Raw genomic sequence first — 19,417 nt, forward strand, 5'->3', positions numbered from 1 at the left:
AGGCGCGTTTGAACAAGGTGGTCAGCGACCAGGCGGACGGTTTGCGCTGCCTGATGGCACAGCATTCAGGCAAGCAGGTGGCGCATGTCATCGCCTTGGTCGGCAGCAGTCCAAGGGTAGGCGTGACCAGCGTGGCCCTGAACCTGGCCGCGGCGCTGGTGCAGCAGGGCAAAGAAGTGTTGCTGCTGGACGAACAGAGCGGGGCGCGGTCGGCAGCTGCGATGTGGGCAGGCGCTGCGGCGGGCAGCTGGTCCGATGTTGCAGGCGGCTTGCCGCTGTCGGCTGCAGCTTCGCGCCTGGCTTGCGGCGCGCTGCTGCTGGCGGTGCGAAAAGACGATGCGACTGCAGCGGCCGAGGTGCGCAATGCGTTCCAGGGACAGGTAATCCTGATCGACGCCAGCCTCGGCCAGGATGGCGCCTTGTCGCCGCTGGCGGCGCAAGCCGACGATGTGGTGGTGGTGTTGCGGCCACAGGCGGCGTCGATTACCGCTGCCTATGCTTGCGTCAAGCAGCTGCATTACGCGCATGCGTTGCAGCGCCTGAGGATCATGGTCAATCTGGCGGCCGGCGTGCCGGCGGCGCAGCACGTGCTGAACAACCTGGCCGGCGCCGGCAGCCGTTACCTGGGCCTGGCGCTGGAACCTGCCGGTTGCGTGGCGGAGGATCCGCAGCTGGTGCGCGCGCAAGGACTCAAGTTGAGCGTGGTGGAGGCATTCCAGACTAGCGCCGCGGCAATCGATTTTCGCCGCATCGCCGGCCAGCTGCTGCAATGGCCGCGCCCTGTTGTTAACCGAAATCTGGACACTGTGTGAGTAGAGCAGGAAGAGGAATCCATCATGTATACGGCTCAGGGAAAAATCGACAAATCCGACACGCTGGCGCAATACGCGCCGCTGGTGCGGCGCCTGGCTTTGCAGTTGATCGCGAAATTGCCGGCCAGCGTGGAGCTGGACGACATGATCCAGGCCGGCATGCTGGGTTTGCTGGATGCCGCCAACCGCTACCAGGACGACCAGGGTGCGCAATTCGAAACCTACGCCAGCCAGCGTATCCGCGGCGCGATGCTGGACGAACTGCGTGCCAACGACTGGCTGTCGCGCGGCCTGCGCCAGTCGTCGCGCAAGGTCGACGCCGCGGTGCAGGCATTGGAGCAGAAACTGGCGCGCCCGCCCAGCGAGCGTGAGATCGCGCAGTCCATGCAGCTGTCGCTGCAAGACTACCAGCACCTGCTGCAGGAGATCCATGGTTCGCAGCTGGTGTATTACGAAGACTGCGAAGGCGGCAGCAATGAAAATTCCTTTCTTGACCGTCAGCATGACGATGGCCATCGCAGCGGCGCCGGCGATCCGCTGCAACGTCTGCTGGACAGCGGTATGCGCCATATGCTGGTGGAGGCGATCGCCCTGATGCCGGAACGTGAGCGTTTGCTGCTCAGCCTGTACTACGAACAGGAACTGAATTTGCGCGAAATCGGCGCCGTGCTGGAAGTCAGCCAGTCGCGCGTCTGCCAGCTGCATAGTCAGGCTATCAGCCGCTTGCGGGTGCGCCTGAACGAAACCAGCCGGAGCGAAATTGCCTGAGATGATGAGACTGGCCTGTCGTGAGTCCTGGATGCTGTTTTTCGGCGTAGCTGGATTGTTGATGGCGACCAGTGTTTTTGCCGGCGGGCAGCCGGCGGCGGCGATTGACCTGAATACCTATATGGGGCGCAACCAGAGTTTGCCAGCCGGGCCCGGCGCTGTTCAACTTGACAGCAGGGCCGCCGCAGGCGGGCAGGCCAGGGTCGCGGGTTCCTGGAGCGCTTCAACTTCCATGCCCGCAATGTACTACCGTGGTGTGGCTTATCAGTCGGCCCAGATCGCTCCGGTCGGCAGCGGTATCTCCTCAAGTTCGAAGACACGCCGGGTCGGCTGGCGCTACAGTTTCCTGACAGCGCCGCCGGCAGGGGTCCATGCTTATCTGTGCAACTACGCCAGATGTGCCGGCCTCGGCGGCGTCAGCGGCAGCACCGGCGCTTTTGAAGGCGACAACGGCTTGTCGAATTTCGTGTTTGCTTTTGTGATCGACGGGCGCGGAGCCTTGACTCCGGCCTTGCAGGGAGCTGCAGGCCAGGTCATGGTCAGCTACGAATAGCCGGGCTGCGGACAGTCGGGCTGCGGACAGCCGGGGTTCAGCTCGACGCCAGGCTGTGGCCGTTGCCGAGCCCGACCTGGTGCTTGCCGTCGGCGCCGTACAGCGATTGCCCGTGGGCGCGCAGGAAATTGATCGAGCGGCGTACAAAGTCCAGGTGGGTATGGATCATGATGCCGTTGCGATGATTGTTGTCGCGGGCCTGGGCCGCATGCACCAACAGCTCTTGCCAAACCTGCTGCAGGCCGCCGGCCGCTGCCGCAGCGTCGCCGCCGGTCCGTCCCGCGGCAAAACCGACTGCCTGCTGCCGCCGTTCCCGTTCCTGCTCAAGCGCGGTGATGCGTTCCGCCAGCTGTGCCTTGCGCTCGGTGATGAGCGGCAATTCATCAAAGCGGCTCTTGATCAGCGCCTCTGCTTCCTGGTCCAGCAATTCCAGAAAAGCATCCATCACGGCGCGCTCCTGCTGCAGGTGCTTGAGCAGTGCGCTGCTCATGACGGTTTCTTGCCTAGCAGGTCGCGTACCGTATCGAGCAAGCCGTCGGCGATTTTTCCGGGATTTATCTGGTAGCGGCCTTCGCTGATGGCCTGGCGGATCTCGGCGACCTTGGCGGCGTCGAAATCGCCGGCGCCGGGTTGCAGCAACTGGGTTTGCAGCTGGCGCACTTGCGCCGACAGTGAATTCAGGGCGGCGGGCATAGGCGGGCTGGCGCTGGTGGCGGTGCCGGCTGCAGCGGCGTCGGCGGATGCGGCGCGCACCGCGTTATCCTTGCTGGACGCCGCATTGGCTGGGCTCGACACGCTATTGAGCGGCTTTGTAGGTTGATCGATTTTCAAGATGTTTCCTCTAAGGGATCTGTTCGTTATAACGGCAGCTGGCGCAGGAAGTTTAGGGTTGCGGCGGAAAATGTCGATATTGTTATGGAAAAAGAACTAATTCGGCAATTCGACCGAACCGTCGGCACGCGCAATGCCGCTCAGCATCTGCCCCGCCTGCGTCTTGACCTGGATTGCCGCACCGGCCGTGGCATTCGTCATCGCCCGTCCTTCGGTGCTGACTACGAAACCCGAGCCTTGCGACTGCACTTTGACGCTTTGTCCCTGCTGTATCACGGTTGCGCCGCGCAGCAGCTCCAGCCGCAGCGGTGCGCCCAGGGCAATCCGGTTCGAGGCTACCATGCCGGCCGCTTGCTGCGGATTGGTGACCACGCCGCGCGGCAGGGCGCTGAGATCGCCTTGCCGCGGCTGGATATCGGCTGCGCCCAAGGTGTCGCCGGCACTGATGGGACGGCCGGCTACATAATAATTCGCCACCACCGCCACATAGGCCGGCACGTAGCGCGTCCATGCCGGCCTGGCGGAGCCGTTGTCGTTGCAGCGCAGCCCGACCGAGACGCGGCCCCAGACACGGGCGCCGCTCGGCAGGAACGGCTCCAGCGCATCGCAGGCGGGCAGGGCGCCTGACATCGGCGTATCGATGCGGATGCTGACCTTTCCTGGCAAGCCGCCGGCCTGGGCCAGCAGGAATTGTTCAATCACGGGTTTCGCGCCGCCGCTCAGTTCCGTTGCCCTGGCGGATGCGGCCTGGCTGCCGATGACCAGTGCTGTCGCCGCAAGGAAGTTCAGGCAGGCAAGTGCAGGCCGCCGGCGCCGGAATAATGTTGCATGCATGTGGAATCTTCCTCCCGATCGGTATGCGTTGCGACGGATTGTCCGCCATCAGATTCTAGACAACCGCGGGACATCGCCAAGCGCCGAACTGGGCGGCGTTTCGCTTGCTGTTTGGCGCATTGGATTGTCATGCTGTACCTATAATGGTTTGCGGGAGCTTGCCGCGCGGTGCAACCATCTGCCGGCAGGCGCTTCGAAAATTAAGGATATCCAATGGCGAACGTGAGCGAATTCGATGAAGAAGTCCCGGCTACCCTGGCGGATTTCCTGCGGCAGATGCGTTTGAAGCAAACCGGCGAGAACGGCAAGCAATTGTCGTTGACGGCGATGCACCGGCGTTGCGGTTTGTCGGTGCCGGTGCTGAGCAAACTCGAAACCGGCAGGGTGACCGATCCCAGCGGTTCGACCATCAAGCGCGTGCTGGACGGTTACCGCTTGAGCTTCGACGATGTCGCAAAATATTTTCCCGGCCCTAAATGAGGACGGCGTTGTGTATCTTGAATTGAGGCCCAATCAGCCGCCTGTTCCGATGATTGCCGCCAGTTGCCGCTACCTATAATCGTTTTCATCAAAAGGTCTGTTGAGGGCAGGTACAAGATGGTAGACAAACTGGATGCGGCACTGCGCTTTCAACAGGAAGCGCTGAATCTGCGGGCGCGTCGGCAAGAAGTGCTGTCGTCGAACATCGCGCACGCCGATACGCCGAATTACAAGGCGCGCGATTTCGATTTCAGCAGCAGCCTGGCGCAAGCGATGGAGCACGGCCGGCAAGCGCAGTCGGTGACGATGGCGACTACTTCCGCCCGCCACATTCAAGGCGAAGCCATGGCGATCAGCGAACCGGACCTGATGTACCGGGTGCCGACCCAGTCCAGCATCGACGGCAATACCGTCGAGATGGATGTCGAGCGCGTCAATTTCACCGACAACGCAGTCCACTACGAATCCGGCCTGACCGTCATCGGCGCCCAGATCAAGTCGCTGCTGTCGGCGGTGCAGCAATGAACTTTCCGTCTTAGCCAGCGAGGATCAAGCCATGCCATCCATGAATATTTTCGACGTTGCCGGTTCCGCCATGAGCGCGCAATCGCAGCGCATGAACGTTACTGCCAGCAACCTGGCCAATGCTGACAGCGTGTCCGGTCCCGACGGCCAGCCGTATCGCGCCAAGCAGGTGGTGTTCGCGGTGGCGGCGGGCGAGCAGCAGGACCAGGTCGGCGGCGTGCAGGTGGCGGGCGTGGTGGAAGACCAGTCGCCGCTGCGCATGGTGTACGACCCCAAGCATCCGCTGGCCAACGCCGGCGGCTACGTCGCCATGCCTAACGTCAACGTGGTGGAAGAAATGGTCAACATGATTTCCGCTTCGCGCTCGTACCAGGCCAATGTCGAGGTGCTCAGTACCGCCAAGAACATGATGCTCAAGACGCTGACCATTGGCCAATAACGCAGCGTCGATTGCAGTTCCGATTTGAACGATTAATCCGCGGCCGCCGTACCGGCGCCGCCTCAGGAGAAAACCATCATGGCAGTATCTGGAGTTTCAACCGACAACAGCGCAGCAGGGGCGCTGGCCGGGGCTGCATCCAGCAGTTCCGACCAGGAACAGCGCTTTCTCAAATTGCTGGTTACCCAGCTGAATAACCAGGATCCGCTGAATCCACTGAACAATGCGGAGCTGACGTCGCAACTGGCGCAGATGAGCACCGTCAGCGGCATCGAGAACCTGAACAGCACGCTGACCTCGCTGGTGGCGCAGACCGGCGCCAGCCAGACCTTGCAGGCGGCGTCGCTGATCGGCCACACGGTGCTGACGCCGGGCAGCAGCGTCGCGCTCAAGGACAGCGCTGCTACCTCTTTCGGGCTGGACATGCAAGGTGCGGCCGATACGGTCAAGGTCACCATCACCGACGCCGCCGGCAATACCGTGCGCACCATCGACGTCGGCGCGCTGCCGCAAGGCACCAAGACCTTGTCTTGGGACGGCAAGAACGATACCGGCAGCGCGATGGGCGACGGCGCCTACAAAATCAGCGTGGCCGCTTCCGTCGGCGGCAGCGCAGTCGCCGCCAACACGCTGACGTATTCGCAGGTCGCCAGCGTGGCGCAGACAGCCAGCGGCGTGACGTTGAACCTGGGCGCGGCCGGTACGACGGCATTGAGCGACGTTAAGCAATTTCTATAAATCCGGCTTTTTCATTATTTTTCCGCAACCCGGAAGCTGAAAAAATTGCCGCAAATTGATTTCAAAAGGAGTGGACCATGGGTTTTCAACAAGGCGTAAGCGGTTTGAATGCAAGTTCCAGCAATCTCGATGTGATCGGCAATAATGTCGCCAACTCGGGCACCGTGGGCTTCAAGGCGGGCAGTGTCCTGTTTGCCGATGTGTACGCGGGTTCGCGGGTCGGCCTTGGCACCCAGGTGGCCGGCGTTTCGCAGAATTTCACCCAGGGCGCGGTGCAGACCAGCACCCGTGCACTGGATGTGGCGATCACCAACGGCGACGGTTTTTTCCGCCTGGCCAGCCCATCCGGCGAAGTGTCCTATTCGCGCAACGGCCAGTTCACTATCGACAAGGACAACTACATTGTCAATTCCGGCGGCCTGCGCGTGACCGGTTATCAGGTCGGCGCCAATGGCAGCATCGCCGGCGGCACGCCGGCTGCCTTGCAGCTGCCGGCTGCCGCGATGACGCCGAACGCTACCACCAAGATCAATGCGCAATACAACATAGATTCGCGCAGCACGGTGCCCGTCACGACGCCGTTCAATGCGACCGATTCCACCAGTTTCAACTACCAGAATGCGGTGACCGGCTACGATTCGCTGGGCAATCCGCATGAAATCACGAATTTCTTCGTAAAGACCGCGGCGAATGCCTGGGATGTCTACCAGACCGTCGATGGCGGCGCCAGCAGCAATATCGGCTCGTTGACCTTCGATACGGCCGGCAAGATGCTGACGCCTGCCGCCGGCACCCTGGCTCCTGCCGCAGTACCACTGGCAAACGGCGCGGCGCCGATGAACTTCACGATCAACCTGACCGGCACCACCCAATTCGGCAACGACAACGCGGTCGCCAAGCAGACCCAGGACGGTTATACCTCCGGCAGCCTGACCGCGTTCGCCATCAACCCGGACGGCACGGTCACCGGCAAGTATTCGAACGAACAGACCAAGACCCTGGGCCAGATCGTCCTCACTTCCTTTGCCAATCCGGACGGCTTGCAATCGAAGGGCGGCAATGTCTGGGCTGAAACGGCAGCGTCAGGCCAGCCGCTGGTCGGGACGGCGGGCGCCGGCACCAAGGTTGGCTCCTTGACTTCGGGCGCGCTGGAGTCGTCCAACGTCGACCTCACCGCCGAACTGGTCAACATGATCATTGCGCAGCGTACCTACCAGGCCAATGCACAGACCGTGAAAACCCAGGACCAGGTCATGCAGACCCTGGTGAGCATGCGCTGATGATGGATTCTTCCATCATTAATGCAACGGCAGCAGACCGGGAGAGCACATGGACCGCATGATCTACATCGCCATGAGCGGCGCCAAGCAGGCCATGGAGCAGCAAGCTTCGGTGGCCAGCAACATGGCCAACGTCTCGACTCCCGGTTTCCGCGCGCAACTGAACAATTTCCGCGCCGTGCCGGTAGTCGGCGAGGAAGCGGCGACCCGGGCTTTCGTGGTGGCTTCGACGCCCGGCGCTGACATGAGTACAGGACCCTTGACCGAAACCGGGCGGCCGATGGATGTCGCGGTGCGCGGCGATGGCTGGCTGACGGTACAGACCGCGGACGGCGGCGAGGCGTATACCCGGGTCGGCAACCTGCAGGTGGGCGCCGACGGCCAGCTGATGACGATGAACAAGCTGCCGGTGATCGGCGACGCCGGACCGATGGCGGTGCCGCCCGGCGCCGCGGTGATGATATCCGCCGATGGACTGGTGAGCGCCATCGGCGCCGGCGATCCGGCCACCAACGTGGCCCAGGTGGGCCGCTTGAAACTGGTCAATCCGGCAGCCAGCGATTTGCTGCGTGGCGACGATGGTTTGTTCCGGATGCGCGCCGGGGCTGCCGCGCCGGATGCCGATCCGGCAGTAACGCTGCAGACCGGCGCGGTGGAAGGCAGCAATGTCAATCCGGTGTCGGCGATGGTGGAAATGATCGCCAATGCGCGCAGTTTCGAAATGCAGATGAAGGCGGTCAAGAGCGCCGACGAAAACGACCAGCGGGCCAATCAGCTGCTGAGCATGAGCAGCTAATTTTTAGACAGGAATTTCACCATGATACGTTCACTTTCCATCGCCAAAAGCGGCCTCGACGCGCAACAGCAGCAGCTCGACGTGATATCGAACAACCTGGCCAACGTCGGCACCACCGGCTTCAAGCGCAGCCGCGCGGTGTTCGAAGACTTGATGTACCAGAACCTGCGCCAGGTGGGCGGCCAGACTTCGGACCAGACCAATCTGCCGTCCGGCTTGCAGATCGGCACCGGCGTGCGGCTGGTGGCAACGGAACGGATCCATACCCAGGGCAATCCGACCAAGACCGACAATACCAAGGATGTGGCGATCACCGGCGACGGTTTTTTCCAGGTGCAGATGCCGGACGGCACCACTGCCTACACCCGCGACGGCTCGTTCCAGTCCGATTCCACCGGCCAGCTGGTCACCGCCAGCGGCTATCCGGTGCAGCCGGCCATCACCATTCCGCAAAACGCCACCAGCATGACCATCGCCAAGGACGGCACGGTATCGGTGACCCAGGCCGGCAGCACCGCCAGCGTGCAGGTCGGCCAGATCCAGCTGGCTACCTTCCTGAATTCGACCGGTCTGCAAAGCAACGGCGAGAACCTGTACACGGAAACCAATGCTTCTGGCACCGCCAACCAGACTACGCCAGGCCAGAACGGCGCCGGCACGCTGAGCCAGGGTTATGTCGAATCGTCGAACGTGAATGTGGTGGAGGAGCTGGTAAACATGATCCAGACCCAGCGCTCCTACGAAATCAACAGCAAGGCGGTCACTACTTCAGACCAGATGTTGCAGCGCCTGACGCAGTTGTGATGACGGCGGTTATCAAATATTGCGCCAGGGGCTTGGTGCTGGCGCCGGTGCTGATCCCCATGCTGCTGGGCGGCTGCGCGCAGCTGCCGCGCGAGCCGCTGGTGCAGCAGCCGATGACCGCGCGCGCCGAAGTACGGCCGGCAGTCGCGGTGAACGGCGCCATCTACCAGTCCGGCTATAGCAGCCAGGCCTTGTTCGAGGACCGGCGGCCGCGCAATGTCGGCGATATCCTGACCATCATCGTCAGCGAAAACGTCAACGCCAGCAAGAACTCGGCGGCCAACGCCAGCCGCAACGGCAGCACCAGCAGCGGCCTGACAGCAATACCAAAGATTTTCGGCGGCCTGTTCGGCAACCTCGATACCGACGCCAAAGCCACCAACGCACTGACTGCCAAGGGCGGCGCCAATGCCGCTAATACTTTCAACGGCGTGATCACCGTCACCGTCACCGAGGTGCTGGGCAACGGCAATCTGATGGTCAGCGGCGAGAAGCAGATGATGATCAATCAGGGCACCGAATTCATCCGCTTCTCCGGCGTGGTCAATCCGCGTACGGTAAGCGGCAACAACAGCGTGGCCTCAACCCAGGTGGCGGACGCCAGGATCGAATACAGCGCCAAGGGCTACATCGACGAAGCACAGACCATGGGCTGGTTGCAGCGCTTCTTCCTCAACGTCTTACCGTTCTGACCATGCGATCAATATTCCAGCGGTTTTTGCCATTTTCCGGACACGGTTGCAGCGCTGCCTTTCTGGCGTTCTGTTTCCTCTGCGGCGCGCCCTCGGCGCAAGCGGAACGGCTCAAGGAACTGGCCAGCATCCAGGGCGTGCGCGACAATCCGCTGATCGGCTACGGCCTGATGGTCGGCCTGGACGGCAGCGGCGACCAGACCATGCAGACGCCGTTCACCACCCAGACCTTGAACAACATGCTGTCGCAGCTCGGCATCTCGATGGCGCCGGGCACCAACATGCAGCTGAAGAACGTGGCGGCGGTAATGGTGACGGCTACCTTGCCGTCGTTCGCCCGGCCCGGCCAGAACATCGACGTCACCGTATCTTCCATGGGCAACGCCAAGAGCCTGCGCGGCGGCACCTTGCTGATGACGCCGCTCAAGGGCGCCGACGGCATGGTGTACGCGATCGCCCAGGGCAACATGGTGGTCGGCGGCGCCGGCGCCTCGGCCAACGGCAGCAAGGTGCAGATCAACCAGCTCAGTTCCGGCCGCATTCCTGCCGGCGCCATCGTCGAGCGTGCGGTCAGTTCGCCGCTGGGCGAGGCCAACACCTTGACCCTGGAATTGAATGCCTCGGATTTCGGCACGGCGCAAAAGGCAGTCGATGCGATCAATCGCAGTTTCGGCGCCGGCACCGCCAGCGCCCTCGATGCACGCGTGATCCAGGTGGCGGCTCCGGCACTGGCGGAAGCGCGAGTCAGTTTCCTGGCGCGTTTGGAAAACCTCGACATCACGCCGGCGCAGGCGGTGGCGCGGGTAGTCATCAATGCCCGCACCGGTTCGGTGGTGATGAACCAGACCGTGCGGGTGCTGGATTGTGCGGTGGCGCATGGCAATCTGTCGGTGGTGATCAATACGCAGCCGGTGATCAGCCAGCCGGGGCCATTTTCAGGCGGCAGCACAGTGGTGACGCAAACTTCTCAAATCCAGCTGAACCAGGCCGGCGGCGCCTTGCAGGTGGTCAAGAACGGCGCTTCGCTGGCCGATGTGGTGAAGGGCTTGAATACGCTGGGCGCCAATCCGCAGGACCTGGTTTCCATCCTGCAGGCGATGAAAGCCGCTGGCGCCTTGCGCGCCGAACTTGAAGTCATCTGAAATGAGCGCATCCGGTCCTGTCAGCAACAGCCGCAGCGGCGACCTCGACCAGCGCTTTGCGCTGGACGTGCAGGGCGTGGACGCCTTGCGCCGCACTACCAGGAATTCGCCGCAAGACGGCTTGAAGCAGGTGTCGCGCCAGTTCGAAGCGATGTTCATGCAGATGGTGCTGAAGAGCATGCGCGAAGCGACGCCTTCGGATGGCATGTTCGACAGCCAGCAGGAAAAAATGTATACCTCGATGCTGGACCAGCAGCTGGCGCAGAACCTGTCCGGGCGCGGCCTGGGCCTGGCCGAAGCGATGCAGGCCCAGCTCAGCCGCGCCGTCGACCAGTCGCAGCAGCAGCCGTCGCCGCTCGGCAAGATGCCGCCATCGGCTGCCGATCAGAATCGCGGCCAGCCGGCAGCTGCGGCGCCGGCGAATCCCGGCAGCGTGCAAAACCTTTCCTTGTATGACGCAGCTTCCGGTTCCGGACGGAATGCAGGAACTGGTCCGCAAGCCTATGTCGACCAGTTCCTGTCGCGCATGACTGCGCCGGCGCAGGCCGCCAGCCGCGCCAGCGGCGTGCCGTCGCAACTGATCCTGGCGCAGGCCGCACTGGAGTCGGGCTGGGGCAAGCGCGAAATCAAGGGCGCGGACGGTAGCGGCAGTCACAACCTGTTCGGCATCAAGGCCGGCAAGGGTTGGAAAGGGCCGGTAGTACAGGCGGCCACCACCGAATATGTGGACGGCCTGCCGCAGCAGACCACGGCCTCGTTCCGCGCTTATGCATCGTATGAGGAAGCGTTTTCCGATTACGCCCGTTTCCTGGCCGGCAATCCGCGTTATGCGCAGGTGCTGGCCACGCGCGATCCGGCCGAAGCGGCGCACGGCCTGCAGCGCGCCGGTTACGCCACCGATCCGCAGTATGGCGAGAAGCTGGTGCGCATCCTCAAGCAGATCCTCTGATTTTTTTCCGTGGAATCGGACATTTCCCTCAAATTTCCGTGGCTGCTGCCGTTATACCTCAGGTGAGCCTGGCAGCAACGCCGGGCGCTTGCCTTCTAAAAGGAAGAATGTATGTCGAACAGCATGTTTTTCACCGGACTCAGCGGACTCAACGCGGCGCAAGCGGCATTGATGACCACCGGCCACAATACAGCCAATGTGAATACGCCCGGTTATAGCCGGCAGATGGCGCAGGTGGTCTCCGCCGGCGGCACCTACAGGCCCAGCGTCGGCTTCTTCGGTAACGGCGCCCAGGTGGTCGACATCACCCGCAGCTACGACCAGTTCCTGAGTGCGCAGCTGAACCAGGCGCAATCGACCAACCAGGCGCTGTCGGCTTACTCGACCCAGATCAACCAGATCAATAACCTGCTGGCCAACCAGACCACCGGCCTGGCGCCGATGCTGCAGACCATGTTCAAAGGTGTGCAGGCGGTCGCCAATACGCCGGCCGATGCAGCGGCGCGGCAGCAGCTGATCAGCTCCGGCCAGGCCCTGGCCAACCAGTTCCGCACCATGAGCCAGGTGCTGACCGGCCTGAACGCCAACGTCAACGACCAGGTCGCCGGTTCGGTCGACCAGATCAACACCTACGCCACCCAGATCGCCAATATCAACAAGCAGATCGCCCTGCTCAGCAATGCTGCCGGCGGCCAGGCCCCGAACGATTTGCTGGACCAGCGCGACAGCCTGGTCAACAGCTTGGGACAGCTGGTGGCGACCAAGGTGGTGGTGCAGGATGGCGGCCAGTACAATGTGTTCATCGGCAGCGGCCAGACCCTGGTGCTGGGCGACAAGGCATCGACCCTGAAGGCAGTCACCTCTGCCGCCGATCCAAGCCATACTTCGGTGGCCCTGGTGAACGCCGCCGGGGTTGCGGTGGAAATGCAGGACAGCGTGCTCAGCGGCGGTTCGCTGGGCGGCCTGATGCAGTTCCGCAACCAGACCCTGGGCGACGCCCAGAACGCGCTGGGACGGATGGCAATCGGCCTGGCCGATACCTTCAATGCGCAGCATAAGCTGGGCATAGACCTGAACGGCGCCGCCGGCCAGGATTTCTTTTCGCAAGCCAGCCCGGCGGCGATCGCCAATTCCCGTAACACCGGCAACCTGCAGGTCACGCCGTCGTTCAGCGACACCAGCCAGCTGACCACCAGCGATTACCGGGTCGACTATGTCAATGTGGCCGGCACGCCGCAATATTCCGTGACTCGCCTGTCCGACAACAAAGTGCTGGGCAGCTACGCCAGCCTACCGCTCACTTTCGACGGCGTATCGCTGCAAGCCGCCAGCGGCACGCCGCAAATCGGCGATTCCTTCCTGGTGCAGCCGACCCGCACCGGCGCCCGCGACCTGACGGTGACGGTGACCGATCCGGCCAAGATAGCAGCGGCGTCGCCCATCGTCACCGGCAAGGCCGCAACCAACCAGGGCAGCGCCGGCATCAGCGCCGGCAAGGTCGATGCTTCATACCTGGGAGCGCCGCTGAGCAGCCCGCTGACGCTGAAATACGACAGCACCACCACGCCGGCCAGCTTGTCCGGTTTCCCTGCCGGCGCGGCAGTCAAGGTCACCAATCCAGACGGCACGGTGGTCAACTATGCGGCCGGCGCGGCGGTCAGTTATACCGATGGCGCGTCATACAGCTTCAACGGCATCGCCGCCACCGTCAGCGGCAAGCCGGTGAACGGCGACAGCTTCACCATCGGACCGAATACCGGCGGCGTATCGGACGGCAGCAACGCCTTGCTGCTGGGCGCCCTGCAAAACAAGAAAACCCTGGCCGGCGGCACCGCTAGCTATACCGACGCTTATGGCCAGCTGGTCAGCAGCATCGGCAACAAGGCCAGCCAGCTGACCATCGCCAATACCGCGCAAACCAGCCTGGCGGCGCAAATCAAGTCGGCCCAGCAATCGGTGTCGGGTGTGAACCAGGATGAGGAAACGGCCAACCTGCTGATGTACCAGCAAATGTACCAGGCCAATGCCAAGGTGATCCAGACGGCGTCGACCATGTTCGACGCGATCCTGGGGATCGCCAGTTAATTGGCCCGCCCGGATCTGCAGGCAGGACGATAGTCAAGGAAAACAAGTCAAGGAAAACAAGATGCGTATCAGTACCCAGTCGTTTTATGACCAAAGCCTGTCCGCGATGGGCTCCCAGCAAACCAGCCTGTTGCGTGTGCAACAGCAGATAGGTGCCATGTCAAAAATCCTGACGCCGTCCGATGATCCGCTGGGCGCGACCCGAGCGCTGAGCGCATCGCAATCGATTTCCCTCAACGACCAGTATTCGACCAGCCGCGCCCAGGCGTCGCGCACGCTGGGCCTGGAAGACAATGCGCTGCAAAGCGTCACCACGCTACTGCAAAATATCAAAGGGCTGGTGGTGCAAGCCGGCAACGGCACCATGACCGATGCCGACCGCGCATCGATCGCCACCACCTTGCAAAGCAATTACGACCAGCTGCTGGGCCTGGCGAATACCGACGACGGCAACGGCCAGTTCCTGTTTGCCGGTTTCAAGAGCGGCAGTGCGCCTTTTGTGCAGCAGAACGGCGGCGGCGTGCAATATGTCGGCGACCAGGGCCAGCAGCTGCTGCAGGTCGATATCTCGCGGCAAATGGCAGGCACCGACGACGGCCGCAGCATTTTCCAGACTGCGCAGAACAGCTCCGGTTATGTAGCGACTTCTGCTGCCGCCAACAGCGGCGACGGCGTATATGGCGCCACCTCGGTGATCGACGCCACCAATCCCGATTTCGGCAAGAATTTCTCCATCAGCTTTACCTCGGCCACCACGTTCAGCGTGACCAATTCGGATACGCCGCCGGTGGCGACGACGGGCACTTACACATCCGGTTCGCCGATCCAGTTTGGCGGCCTGCAAATCGTCTTGACCGGCGCCCCCGCCAGCGGCGACAGCTTCAACGTCAACACCGCAAAGAACGCCAATCCCGACATGTTCGGCGCGCTCAGCGACCTGATCGGCGCGCTCAAGACGCCGGTAGATAACGGCACCCTGGCCGCCAAGGCGCAATTGCAGAATTCCCTGAGCACGGCGAACGTCAAGCTGTCCAACTCTCTCGACAATGTATTGACGGTGCGCTCTTCGGTAGGCTCGCGCATGCAGGAGCTCGATACTCTCAACACCAATGGCGACGCCCGCAACCTGTCGGACAAGAGTTATCTGTCGGATATCCAGGACCTGGATTACACCAGTGCGATTACCGAACTGTACCAGCGGCAGATGGCGTTGCAGGCGACCCAGCAGACCTTTGTCCAGATCCGCAAGATTTCGCTGTTGAATTACCTGTAAGTCTTTCCGCCAGGATTAAAAGACCTTGATTTTCAATTGAAAGGACAGGGCGCCGTACAGCCTGTCTTTATAACTGGGAATCACCGCCAGGTTCAAGCCGACGTTCTTGTATTCGTAGCTGGCGACAGGAATGGCGGCCAGGAACCAGTCGCCGCGCCGCATTTTCGGGTAACCGTTGAATCCGCCGGCGACGAATCCCAGGCGCACCGGCCCGACATGCACCGGCTGGTAATACACGCCGATGTAATTAGAGTACTCGCGGTCGCTATTGTAGAACCTGCCGGCGGTGGCGGAAGCCACGGTCGAGAACCGGTATTCGGCGCCGAACCCCAGGTTGCTGTTGTTGAGCCCCTTGTCGCGGTTGAAATGATAGGAATAGAAACCGGCATTGAGCCATGTCTCGCTGATCGGCTGGTTCTCTATCCAGCCAAACAGCTCGCCTTGTTCCGCATGCGAACTGACAGGAATTAAAGCAGTACAGGCCAAAAGGATGGTGGTTTCTCGCCAGCGGGTTAACGTACGCATCGGTTTCCTGTGAATGAAGATTCTGTTGTCATGGTTCAATTCCGAAGCTATTTTGACATAAGCATCTGCCCAGTTGGCATGGACCTGCACGGAATTTGATGCAGTCTTGGTTTTCCCTATGGATGCAAGGCCTGCGCCAGGTGCAGCATGTTAGCAAGTCCAAGCGCAAATTCCTGTTCCAGGAACGGCGCCAGATGCGGCATCAGCTGCTGCAGCATCAGGATCCCGCCCAGCAGGGTCAGGGGAAAGCCGACGGCAAATATGCTCAGCTGGGGCGAGGCCCGGTTGAGGATGCCCATCGCCAGGTTCAGGGTCAGCAGGGCGGCAACCAGGGGAAGCGCCAGCATCAGGCCGGCGGAAAAGACATTGGCGCCGGCCAGCGCCAGGAAATGCCAGCCCTCTGCCGCCAGCGGCGCATCCGAGACAGGCAGGACGTGGAAGCTTTCGACCAGGGTGCTGATCACCATCAGGTGGCCATCCACCGCCAGGAAGATCAGCATCGCCAGCATGTTCAGCAGGCTGGCCAGCACCATGGTGTTGCCGCCGCTGCTGGGGTCGAAAAAGGACGCGAACGACAATCCCATCTGCAGGCCGGCATAGTCGCCGGCGGCTTGTACCGCGGCAAACACTAGTCGTATCGAAAATCCCATGGCGGAACCGATCAGCACTTGCTGGATCAGGATCCAGACGCCGCCGGCCGAGACCAGCGGCACGGACGGCATGGCGCCCAGGGCAGGGGCGATGGCGATCGCCAGCAACGCAGCCAGGCCGACCTTGACCTGGCGCGCCACGTTTTTTTCACCGAAGACGGGAGCGGCGCTGATCAGGGCCAGCATCCGGACAAAGGGCCACACAAACGCTACTATCCAGGCGCTCAGTTGCGCGGACGTGACCGACAAGACCGGCGACATCAGCCAACCAGCTGCGGAATGCTGGAAAACAGCTGGCGCATGTAGTCCAGGATGGAGTTCAGCATCCACGGCCCGGCGATGACCATGGTGGCGCATACCGCCAGCAGCTTGGGAATGAACGACAAGGTCATCTCATTGATCTGGGTGGCGGCCTGGAACAGGCTGATGATCAAGCCGCTGACCAGGGCCACCAGCAGCAGCGGCGCGCCCAGCAGGAGAGTCATTTTCATCGCCTGGTAGCCCAAGGCCATTACCGATTCGGGAGTCATTTTGTGCAACCTCAGGTATAGAAACTTTGGGCCAGGGCGCCGATCAGCAGCTGCCAGCCGTCGACCAGCACGAACAGCATCAGCTTGAACGGCAGTGAAATGGTGGCGGGCGGAACCATCATCATCCCCATCGACATCAGAACGCTGGCCACCACCAGGTCGACGATCAGGAACGGGATAAAGATGGTGAAGCCGATCTGGAACGCCGTCTTCAGTTCGCTGATGACAAACGCTGGCACCAGTATCCTAAGCGGCACTTCTTCCGGTCCTTGCATCTGCGGCGCCTGGGCCAGCCTGGCGAACAGCGCCAGATCGCCTTCGCGGGTCTGCTTCAGCATGAACTGCTTGAACGGCTGGATGCCGCGCTCCAGCGCCTGTTCGGCGCTGATCTTGTTGTCGGAAAAGGGTTTGTAGGCGTCGCTGTAGGCTTTGTCGAATACCGGCGACATCACAAAAAAAGTCAGGAACAGCGCCAGTCCGACCAGGATCTGGTTGGGCGGCGAACTCTGGGCGCCGATCGCGGTGCGCAGCAGACCGAGCACGATGATGATGCGGGTGAAGCTGGTCATCGCCAGCAGCAGCGCCGGCAGGAATGAGAGCGAAGTCAGCAGCAGCATGGTCTGGACGCTGAGCGACCAGGTCTGGCTGCCGCCGGGGCCGGTGGTGCTGGTGATGCCGGGCAGCGCCTGGGAGGCGGCGATGGTGGGCAGCAGCGTCAGCAATAGCGCTGTCAGCAGTTTGCGGTGTTGCGCGAGGAAGGAAAGAGGACGCATTCTGCCGATCGGTTCTAATGGGTAAATGGTGTGCGGCTGGGTGCAATATTGAGATGGACCTATTTGCGGCCTAGCGACTCTCGCAGCTTTTGCGCAAAGGCGCTGGCGGCATTGCCGGCAGCGATAGCGCCTTGCCTGATCGGCAGCTTGGGATCTTCCGGCATTTCCTGCGCCGGCATGGCGTGCAACGATTGAATCCGTCCTGGAGTCACTCCCAGCGCCAGCCAGATGCCGCCGATTTCGACTACCACCACCCGTTCGCGCTGGCCGATGGCGGTGCTGGCTACGACCTTGACCAGGCGGCCGCTGTTGTGCTTTTGCAGTCCCAGCCGGCGCGCCGCCCAGGCGCAGAGGAAAATCAGCGCAAGCACCACCGCCAGGCCGGAAGCCGCCTGCAACAGCCCGGCCGCACCCCATGACGGCGTGGACGGCACTGCGGTTGCGGCAGGCGCGGCGATCATGGCAGAGGCGGGCAGGGCCACGCATGCCAACAGCAGCAGCGCGCGCCGCGCCAGGGACAGGGATTTCATCGGTTCAGCTTGTGTATGCGTTCGGACGGCGTGATGATGTCTGTCAGCCGGATGCCGAACTTGTCGTTGACTACCACCACTTCGCCTTGGGCAATCAGGTAGCCGTTGATCAGCACATCCATCGGTTCGCCGGCCAGGCCGTCCAGCTCGACTACCGAACCTTGCGCCAGCTGCAGCAGGTTCTTGATGGTGATCCTGGTACGCCCCAGTTCGGCGGTCATCTGCACCGGGATGTCGAGGATCATGTCGATATCGGTCTTGGCGACTTCGGCGGTGTCGCCGCTGAGCGGCTGGAACACCTTGGCGGCCGGCGCCGGTTCCGGCTGCGAAGCGGCGGTCTGGGCAGCGAGCGCGCTGGCCCAGTCGTCGGCGGCTTCGGCATTCGGATCCGGCTTGTTTTCGTCACTCATGTTCATTCCCCTTTAAATCACCTTCGCGGTGATTGATCATTTTTTCTACCCGCAGCGCGTAACGGCCGTTTGAGGTGCCGTAGCCGCATTCCATCACCGGCACGCCATCGACCTTGGCCACGATTGTTTCGGGCATTTCTATCGGCAGGACGTCGCCGACTTTCAGTTTCAGCAGCTGGCCGATGGTCGACGGGATGTTCATGAAATCCACTTTCAACTGCACGTCGGCGCTTTGCACCTGCTGCGACAGTTGCTTGACCCAGCGCTTGTCGACTTCGACCTCGTCCTGCACCGGATTGGAGAGCAGGTCGCGTATCGGCTCTATCATCGAATACGGGATGCAGATATGCAGGGCGCCGCCGATGGGACCGAACTCGATGTGGAAAGTGGTGTTGACCACCACTTCGTTGGGCGTAGCGATATTGGCGAACTTGGTATGCATCTCCGCCCGCACGTATTCGAATTCGAGCGGATAGATCGGATTCCAGGCGCTGCCGTAGCTATCCAGCGCCAGGTTCAGCAGCCGGGTGATGATGCGCTGTTCGGTCTGGGTAAAATCGCGGCCTTCGACCCGCATGTGGAAACGGCCGTCGCCGCCGAACAGGTTGTCGACCACCAGGAACACCAGGTTCGGATCGAACACGAACAGCGCCGTGCCGCGCAAGGGTTTCATGTGCAGCAGGTTGATATTGGCCGGCACCGGCAGGTGGCGGATGAATTCGCTGTACTTCTGGACATGGACCGCGCCTACCGAAATGTCGGCGCTGCGGCGCATGAAATTGAACAGGGAACTGCGCAACTGGCGCGCAAAACGCTCATTGATGATTTCCAGCGTATGCATGCGGCCGCGCACGATACGTTCCTGGGTGCCGAGATTGTAGGCTTGCACGCCTTCCGGATTCGGCGCCGGCGCTGCGGCGGCATCGGTCTCGCCGGTAACGCCTTGCAACAATGCATCTACTTCGTCCTGAGACAGTAGCTGTTCATAAGCCATGGCT

At 62.1% G+C, this 19,417-nt stretch carries 25 protein-coding genes; 15 read left to right on the forward strand and 10 right to left on the reverse strand.

The features are described 5' to 3' along the window. Positions 1 to 8: 8 nt before the first annotated feature. From CFU_RS04820 to CFU_RS04830, 3 genes are all read left to right on the forward strand, one after another. On the forward strand, positions 9 to 812 hold the full coding sequence (locus CFU_RS04820) for a hypothetical protein (RefSeq protein WP_041743004.1): 804 nt from the start codon (positions 9 to 11) through the stop codon (positions 810 to 812). A 24-nt stretch (positions 813 to 836) separates the two neighbouring features. Next, complete coding sequence (locus CFU_RS04825) at positions 837 to 1,580, forward strand: RNA polymerase sigma factor FliA (RefSeq protein WP_014004921.1); 744 nt, start codon at positions 837 to 839, stop codon at positions 1,578 to 1,580. Between the two features lie 61 nt (positions 1,581 to 1,641). Continuing rightward, a complete protein-coding gene (locus CFU_RS04830; protein WP_190275222.1) occupies positions 1,642 to 2,133 on the forward strand; it encodes a flagellar protein FlhE in 492 nt (163 codons plus the stop codon). A gap of 37 nt (positions 2,134 to 2,170) precedes the next feature. On the opposite strand, the gene CFU_RS04835 is transcribed toward CFU_RS04830, so the two are convergent. The 3 genes from CFU_RS04835 to flgA all read right to left on the reverse strand — a co-directional run bounded on the left by CFU_RS04835 (position 2,171) and on the right by flgA (position 3,798). Continuing rightward, positions 2,171 to 2,623 (reverse strand): flagella synthesis protein FlgN, encoded by a 453-nt coding sequence (locus CFU_RS04835; RefSeq protein WP_014004923.1) that lies wholly within the window; start codon positions 2,621 to 2,623, stop codon positions 2,171 to 2,173. After that, a complete protein-coding gene (gene flgM / locus CFU_RS04840) occupies positions 2,620 to 2,964 on the reverse strand; it encodes a flagellar biosynthesis anti-sigma factor FlgM (RefSeq protein ID WP_014004924.1) in 345 nt (114 codons plus the stop codon). Before flgM ends, CFU_RS04835 begins: the two co-directional genes overlap by 4 nt. Before the next feature lie 96 nt (positions 2,965 to 3,060). Continuing rightward, positions 3,061 to 3,798, reverse strand: coding sequence for a flagellar basal body P-ring formation chaperone FlgA (gene flgA / locus CFU_RS04845; RefSeq protein WP_014004925.1), 738 nt, complete (start codon positions 3,796 to 3,798; stop codon positions 3,061 to 3,063). A gap of 213 nt (positions 3,799 to 4,011) precedes the next feature. Between flgA and CFU_RS04850 the strand changes: the two genes are divergently transcribed. The 12 genes from CFU_RS04850 (at position 4,012) to flgL (ending at position 15,001) form a co-directional block, all read left to right on the forward strand. Further along, on the forward strand, positions 4,012 to 4,278 hold the full coding sequence (locus tag CFU_RS04850) for a helix-turn-helix domain-containing protein (RefSeq protein WP_014004926.1): 267 nt from the start codon (positions 4,012 to 4,014) through the stop codon (positions 4,276 to 4,278). Positions 4,279 to 4,395: 117 nt separating this feature from the next. After that, positions 4,396 to 4,803 carry a flagellar basal body rod protein FlgB gene (gene flgB / locus CFU_RS04855; protein ID WP_041741325.1) on the forward strand — a complete coding sequence of 136 codons (408 nt, stop codon included), beginning with the start codon at positions 4,396 to 4,398 and terminating at the stop codon, positions 4,801 to 4,803. 31 nt (positions 4,804 to 4,834) lie between these two features. Next, on the forward strand, positions 4,835 to 5,242 hold the full coding sequence (gene flgC / locus CFU_RS04860) for a flagellar basal body rod protein FlgC (RefSeq protein ID WP_014004928.1): 408 nt from the start codon (positions 4,835 to 4,837) through the stop codon (positions 5,240 to 5,242). 78 nt (positions 5,243 to 5,320) lie between these two features. Beyond that, positions 5,321 to 5,980: a flagellar hook assembly protein FlgD gene (locus CFU_RS04865; RefSeq protein ID WP_014004929.1), complete on the forward strand. Its 660-nt coding sequence runs from the start codon at positions 5,321 to 5,323 to the stop codon at positions 5,978 to 5,980. A 77-nt stretch (positions 5,981 to 6,057) separates the two neighbouring features. Beyond that, entirely contained in the window at positions 6,058 to 7,260 is a 1,203-nt protein-coding gene (gene flgE, locus CFU_RS04870) for a flagellar hook protein FlgE (protein ID WP_014004930.1), read from the forward strand. 49 nt (positions 7,261 to 7,309) lie between these two features. Then, entirely contained in the window at positions 7,310 to 8,056 is a 747-nt protein-coding gene (locus CFU_RS04875) for a flagellar basal body rod protein FlgF (RefSeq protein ID WP_014004931.1), read from the forward strand. 21 nt (positions 8,057 to 8,077) lie between these two features. Further along, complete coding sequence (flgG, locus tag CFU_RS04880; RefSeq protein WP_014004932.1) at positions 8,078 to 8,860, forward strand: flagellar basal-body rod protein FlgG; 783 nt, start codon at positions 8,078 to 8,080, stop codon at positions 8,858 to 8,860. After that, the gene (locus tag CFU_RS04885; protein WP_041741326.1) at positions 8,860 to 9,552 is read left to right on the forward strand and encodes a flagellar basal body L-ring protein FlgH; all 693 of its coding nucleotides are present in this window, start codon (positions 8,860 to 8,862) and stop codon (positions 9,550 to 9,552) included. Before flgG ends, CFU_RS04885 begins: the two co-directional genes overlap by 1 nt. 2 nt (positions 9,553 to 9,554) lie before the next feature. Continuing rightward, the gene (locus CFU_RS04890) at positions 9,555 to 10,694 is read left to right on the forward strand and encodes a flagellar basal body P-ring protein FlgI (protein WP_014004934.1); all 1,140 of its coding nucleotides are present in this window, start codon (positions 9,555 to 9,557) and stop codon (positions 10,692 to 10,694) included. 1 nt (position 10,695) lies between these two features. Further along, positions 10,696 to 11,643, forward strand: a complete 948-nt coding sequence (flgJ, locus tag CFU_RS04895) for a flagellar assembly peptidoglycan hydrolase FlgJ (RefSeq protein WP_041741327.1) — start codon at positions 10,696 to 10,698, stop codon at positions 11,641 to 11,643. Between the two features lie 111 nt (positions 11,644 to 11,754). After that, positions 11,755 to 13,728, forward strand: coding sequence for a flagellar hook-associated protein FlgK (gene flgK / locus CFU_RS04900; protein ID WP_014004936.1), 1,974 nt, complete (start codon positions 11,755 to 11,757; stop codon positions 13,726 to 13,728). Positions 13,729 to 13,789: 61 nt separating this feature from the next. Beyond that, a complete protein-coding gene (flgL, locus tag CFU_RS04905) occupies positions 13,790 to 15,001 on the forward strand; it encodes a flagellar hook-associated protein FlgL (RefSeq protein ID WP_014004937.1) in 1,212 nt (403 codons plus the stop codon). Positions 15,002 to 15,016: 15 nt separating this feature from the next. Here flgL and CFU_RS04910 read toward each other — a convergent pair whose 3' ends face one another. From CFU_RS04910 to fliM, 7 genes are all read right to left on the reverse strand, one after another. Beyond that, on the reverse strand, positions 15,017 to 15,526 hold the full coding sequence (locus tag CFU_RS04910; RefSeq protein ID WP_041743010.1) for a hypothetical protein: 510 nt from the start codon (positions 15,524 to 15,526) through the stop codon (positions 15,017 to 15,019). Positions 15,527 to 15,642: 116 nt separating this feature from the next. Beyond that, on the reverse strand, positions 15,643 to 16,437 hold the full coding sequence (gene fliR / locus CFU_RS04915; protein ID WP_014004939.1) for a flagellar biosynthetic protein FliR: 795 nt from the start codon (positions 16,435 to 16,437) through the stop codon (positions 15,643 to 15,645). Then, complete coding sequence (gene fliQ / locus CFU_RS04920) at positions 16,437 to 16,706, reverse strand: flagellar biosynthesis protein FliQ (RefSeq protein ID WP_041743011.1); 270 nt, start codon at positions 16,704 to 16,706, stop codon at positions 16,437 to 16,439. Before fliQ ends, fliR begins: the two co-directional genes overlap by 1 nt. Before the next feature lie 11 nt (positions 16,707 to 16,717). Then, entirely contained in the window at positions 16,718 to 17,479 is a 762-nt protein-coding gene (gene fliP / locus CFU_RS04925; RefSeq protein ID WP_014004941.1) for a flagellar type III secretion system pore protein FliP, read from the reverse strand. A gap of 59 nt (positions 17,480 to 17,538) precedes the next feature. Next, positions 17,539 to 18,009, reverse strand: a complete 471-nt coding sequence (gene fliO, locus CFU_RS04930) for a flagellar biosynthetic protein FliO (RefSeq protein ID WP_014004942.1) — start codon at positions 18,007 to 18,009, stop codon at positions 17,539 to 17,541. Then, positions 18,006 to 18,419, reverse strand: a complete 414-nt coding sequence (fliN, locus tag CFU_RS04935; protein ID WP_041741328.1) for a flagellar motor switch protein FliN — start codon at positions 18,417 to 18,419, stop codon at positions 18,006 to 18,008. The genes fliO and fliN overlap by 4 nt, the downstream gene beginning before the upstream one ends. After that, positions 18,412 to 19,413, reverse strand: coding sequence for a flagellar motor switch protein FliM (gene fliM, locus CFU_RS04940; RefSeq protein ID WP_014004944.1), 1,002 nt, complete (start codon positions 19,411 to 19,413; stop codon positions 18,412 to 18,414). The genes fliN and fliM overlap by 8 nt, the downstream gene beginning before the upstream one ends. Between the last annotated feature and the right edge of the window lie 4 nt (positions 19,414 to 19,417).

Origin of the sequence: Collimonas fungivorans Ter331 (genome assembly GCF_000221045.1) — a bacterium.
GTDB classification, from domain to species: domain Bacteria; phylum Pseudomonadota; class Gammaproteobacteria; order Burkholderiales; family Burkholderiaceae_D; genus Collimonas; species Collimonas fungivorans_A.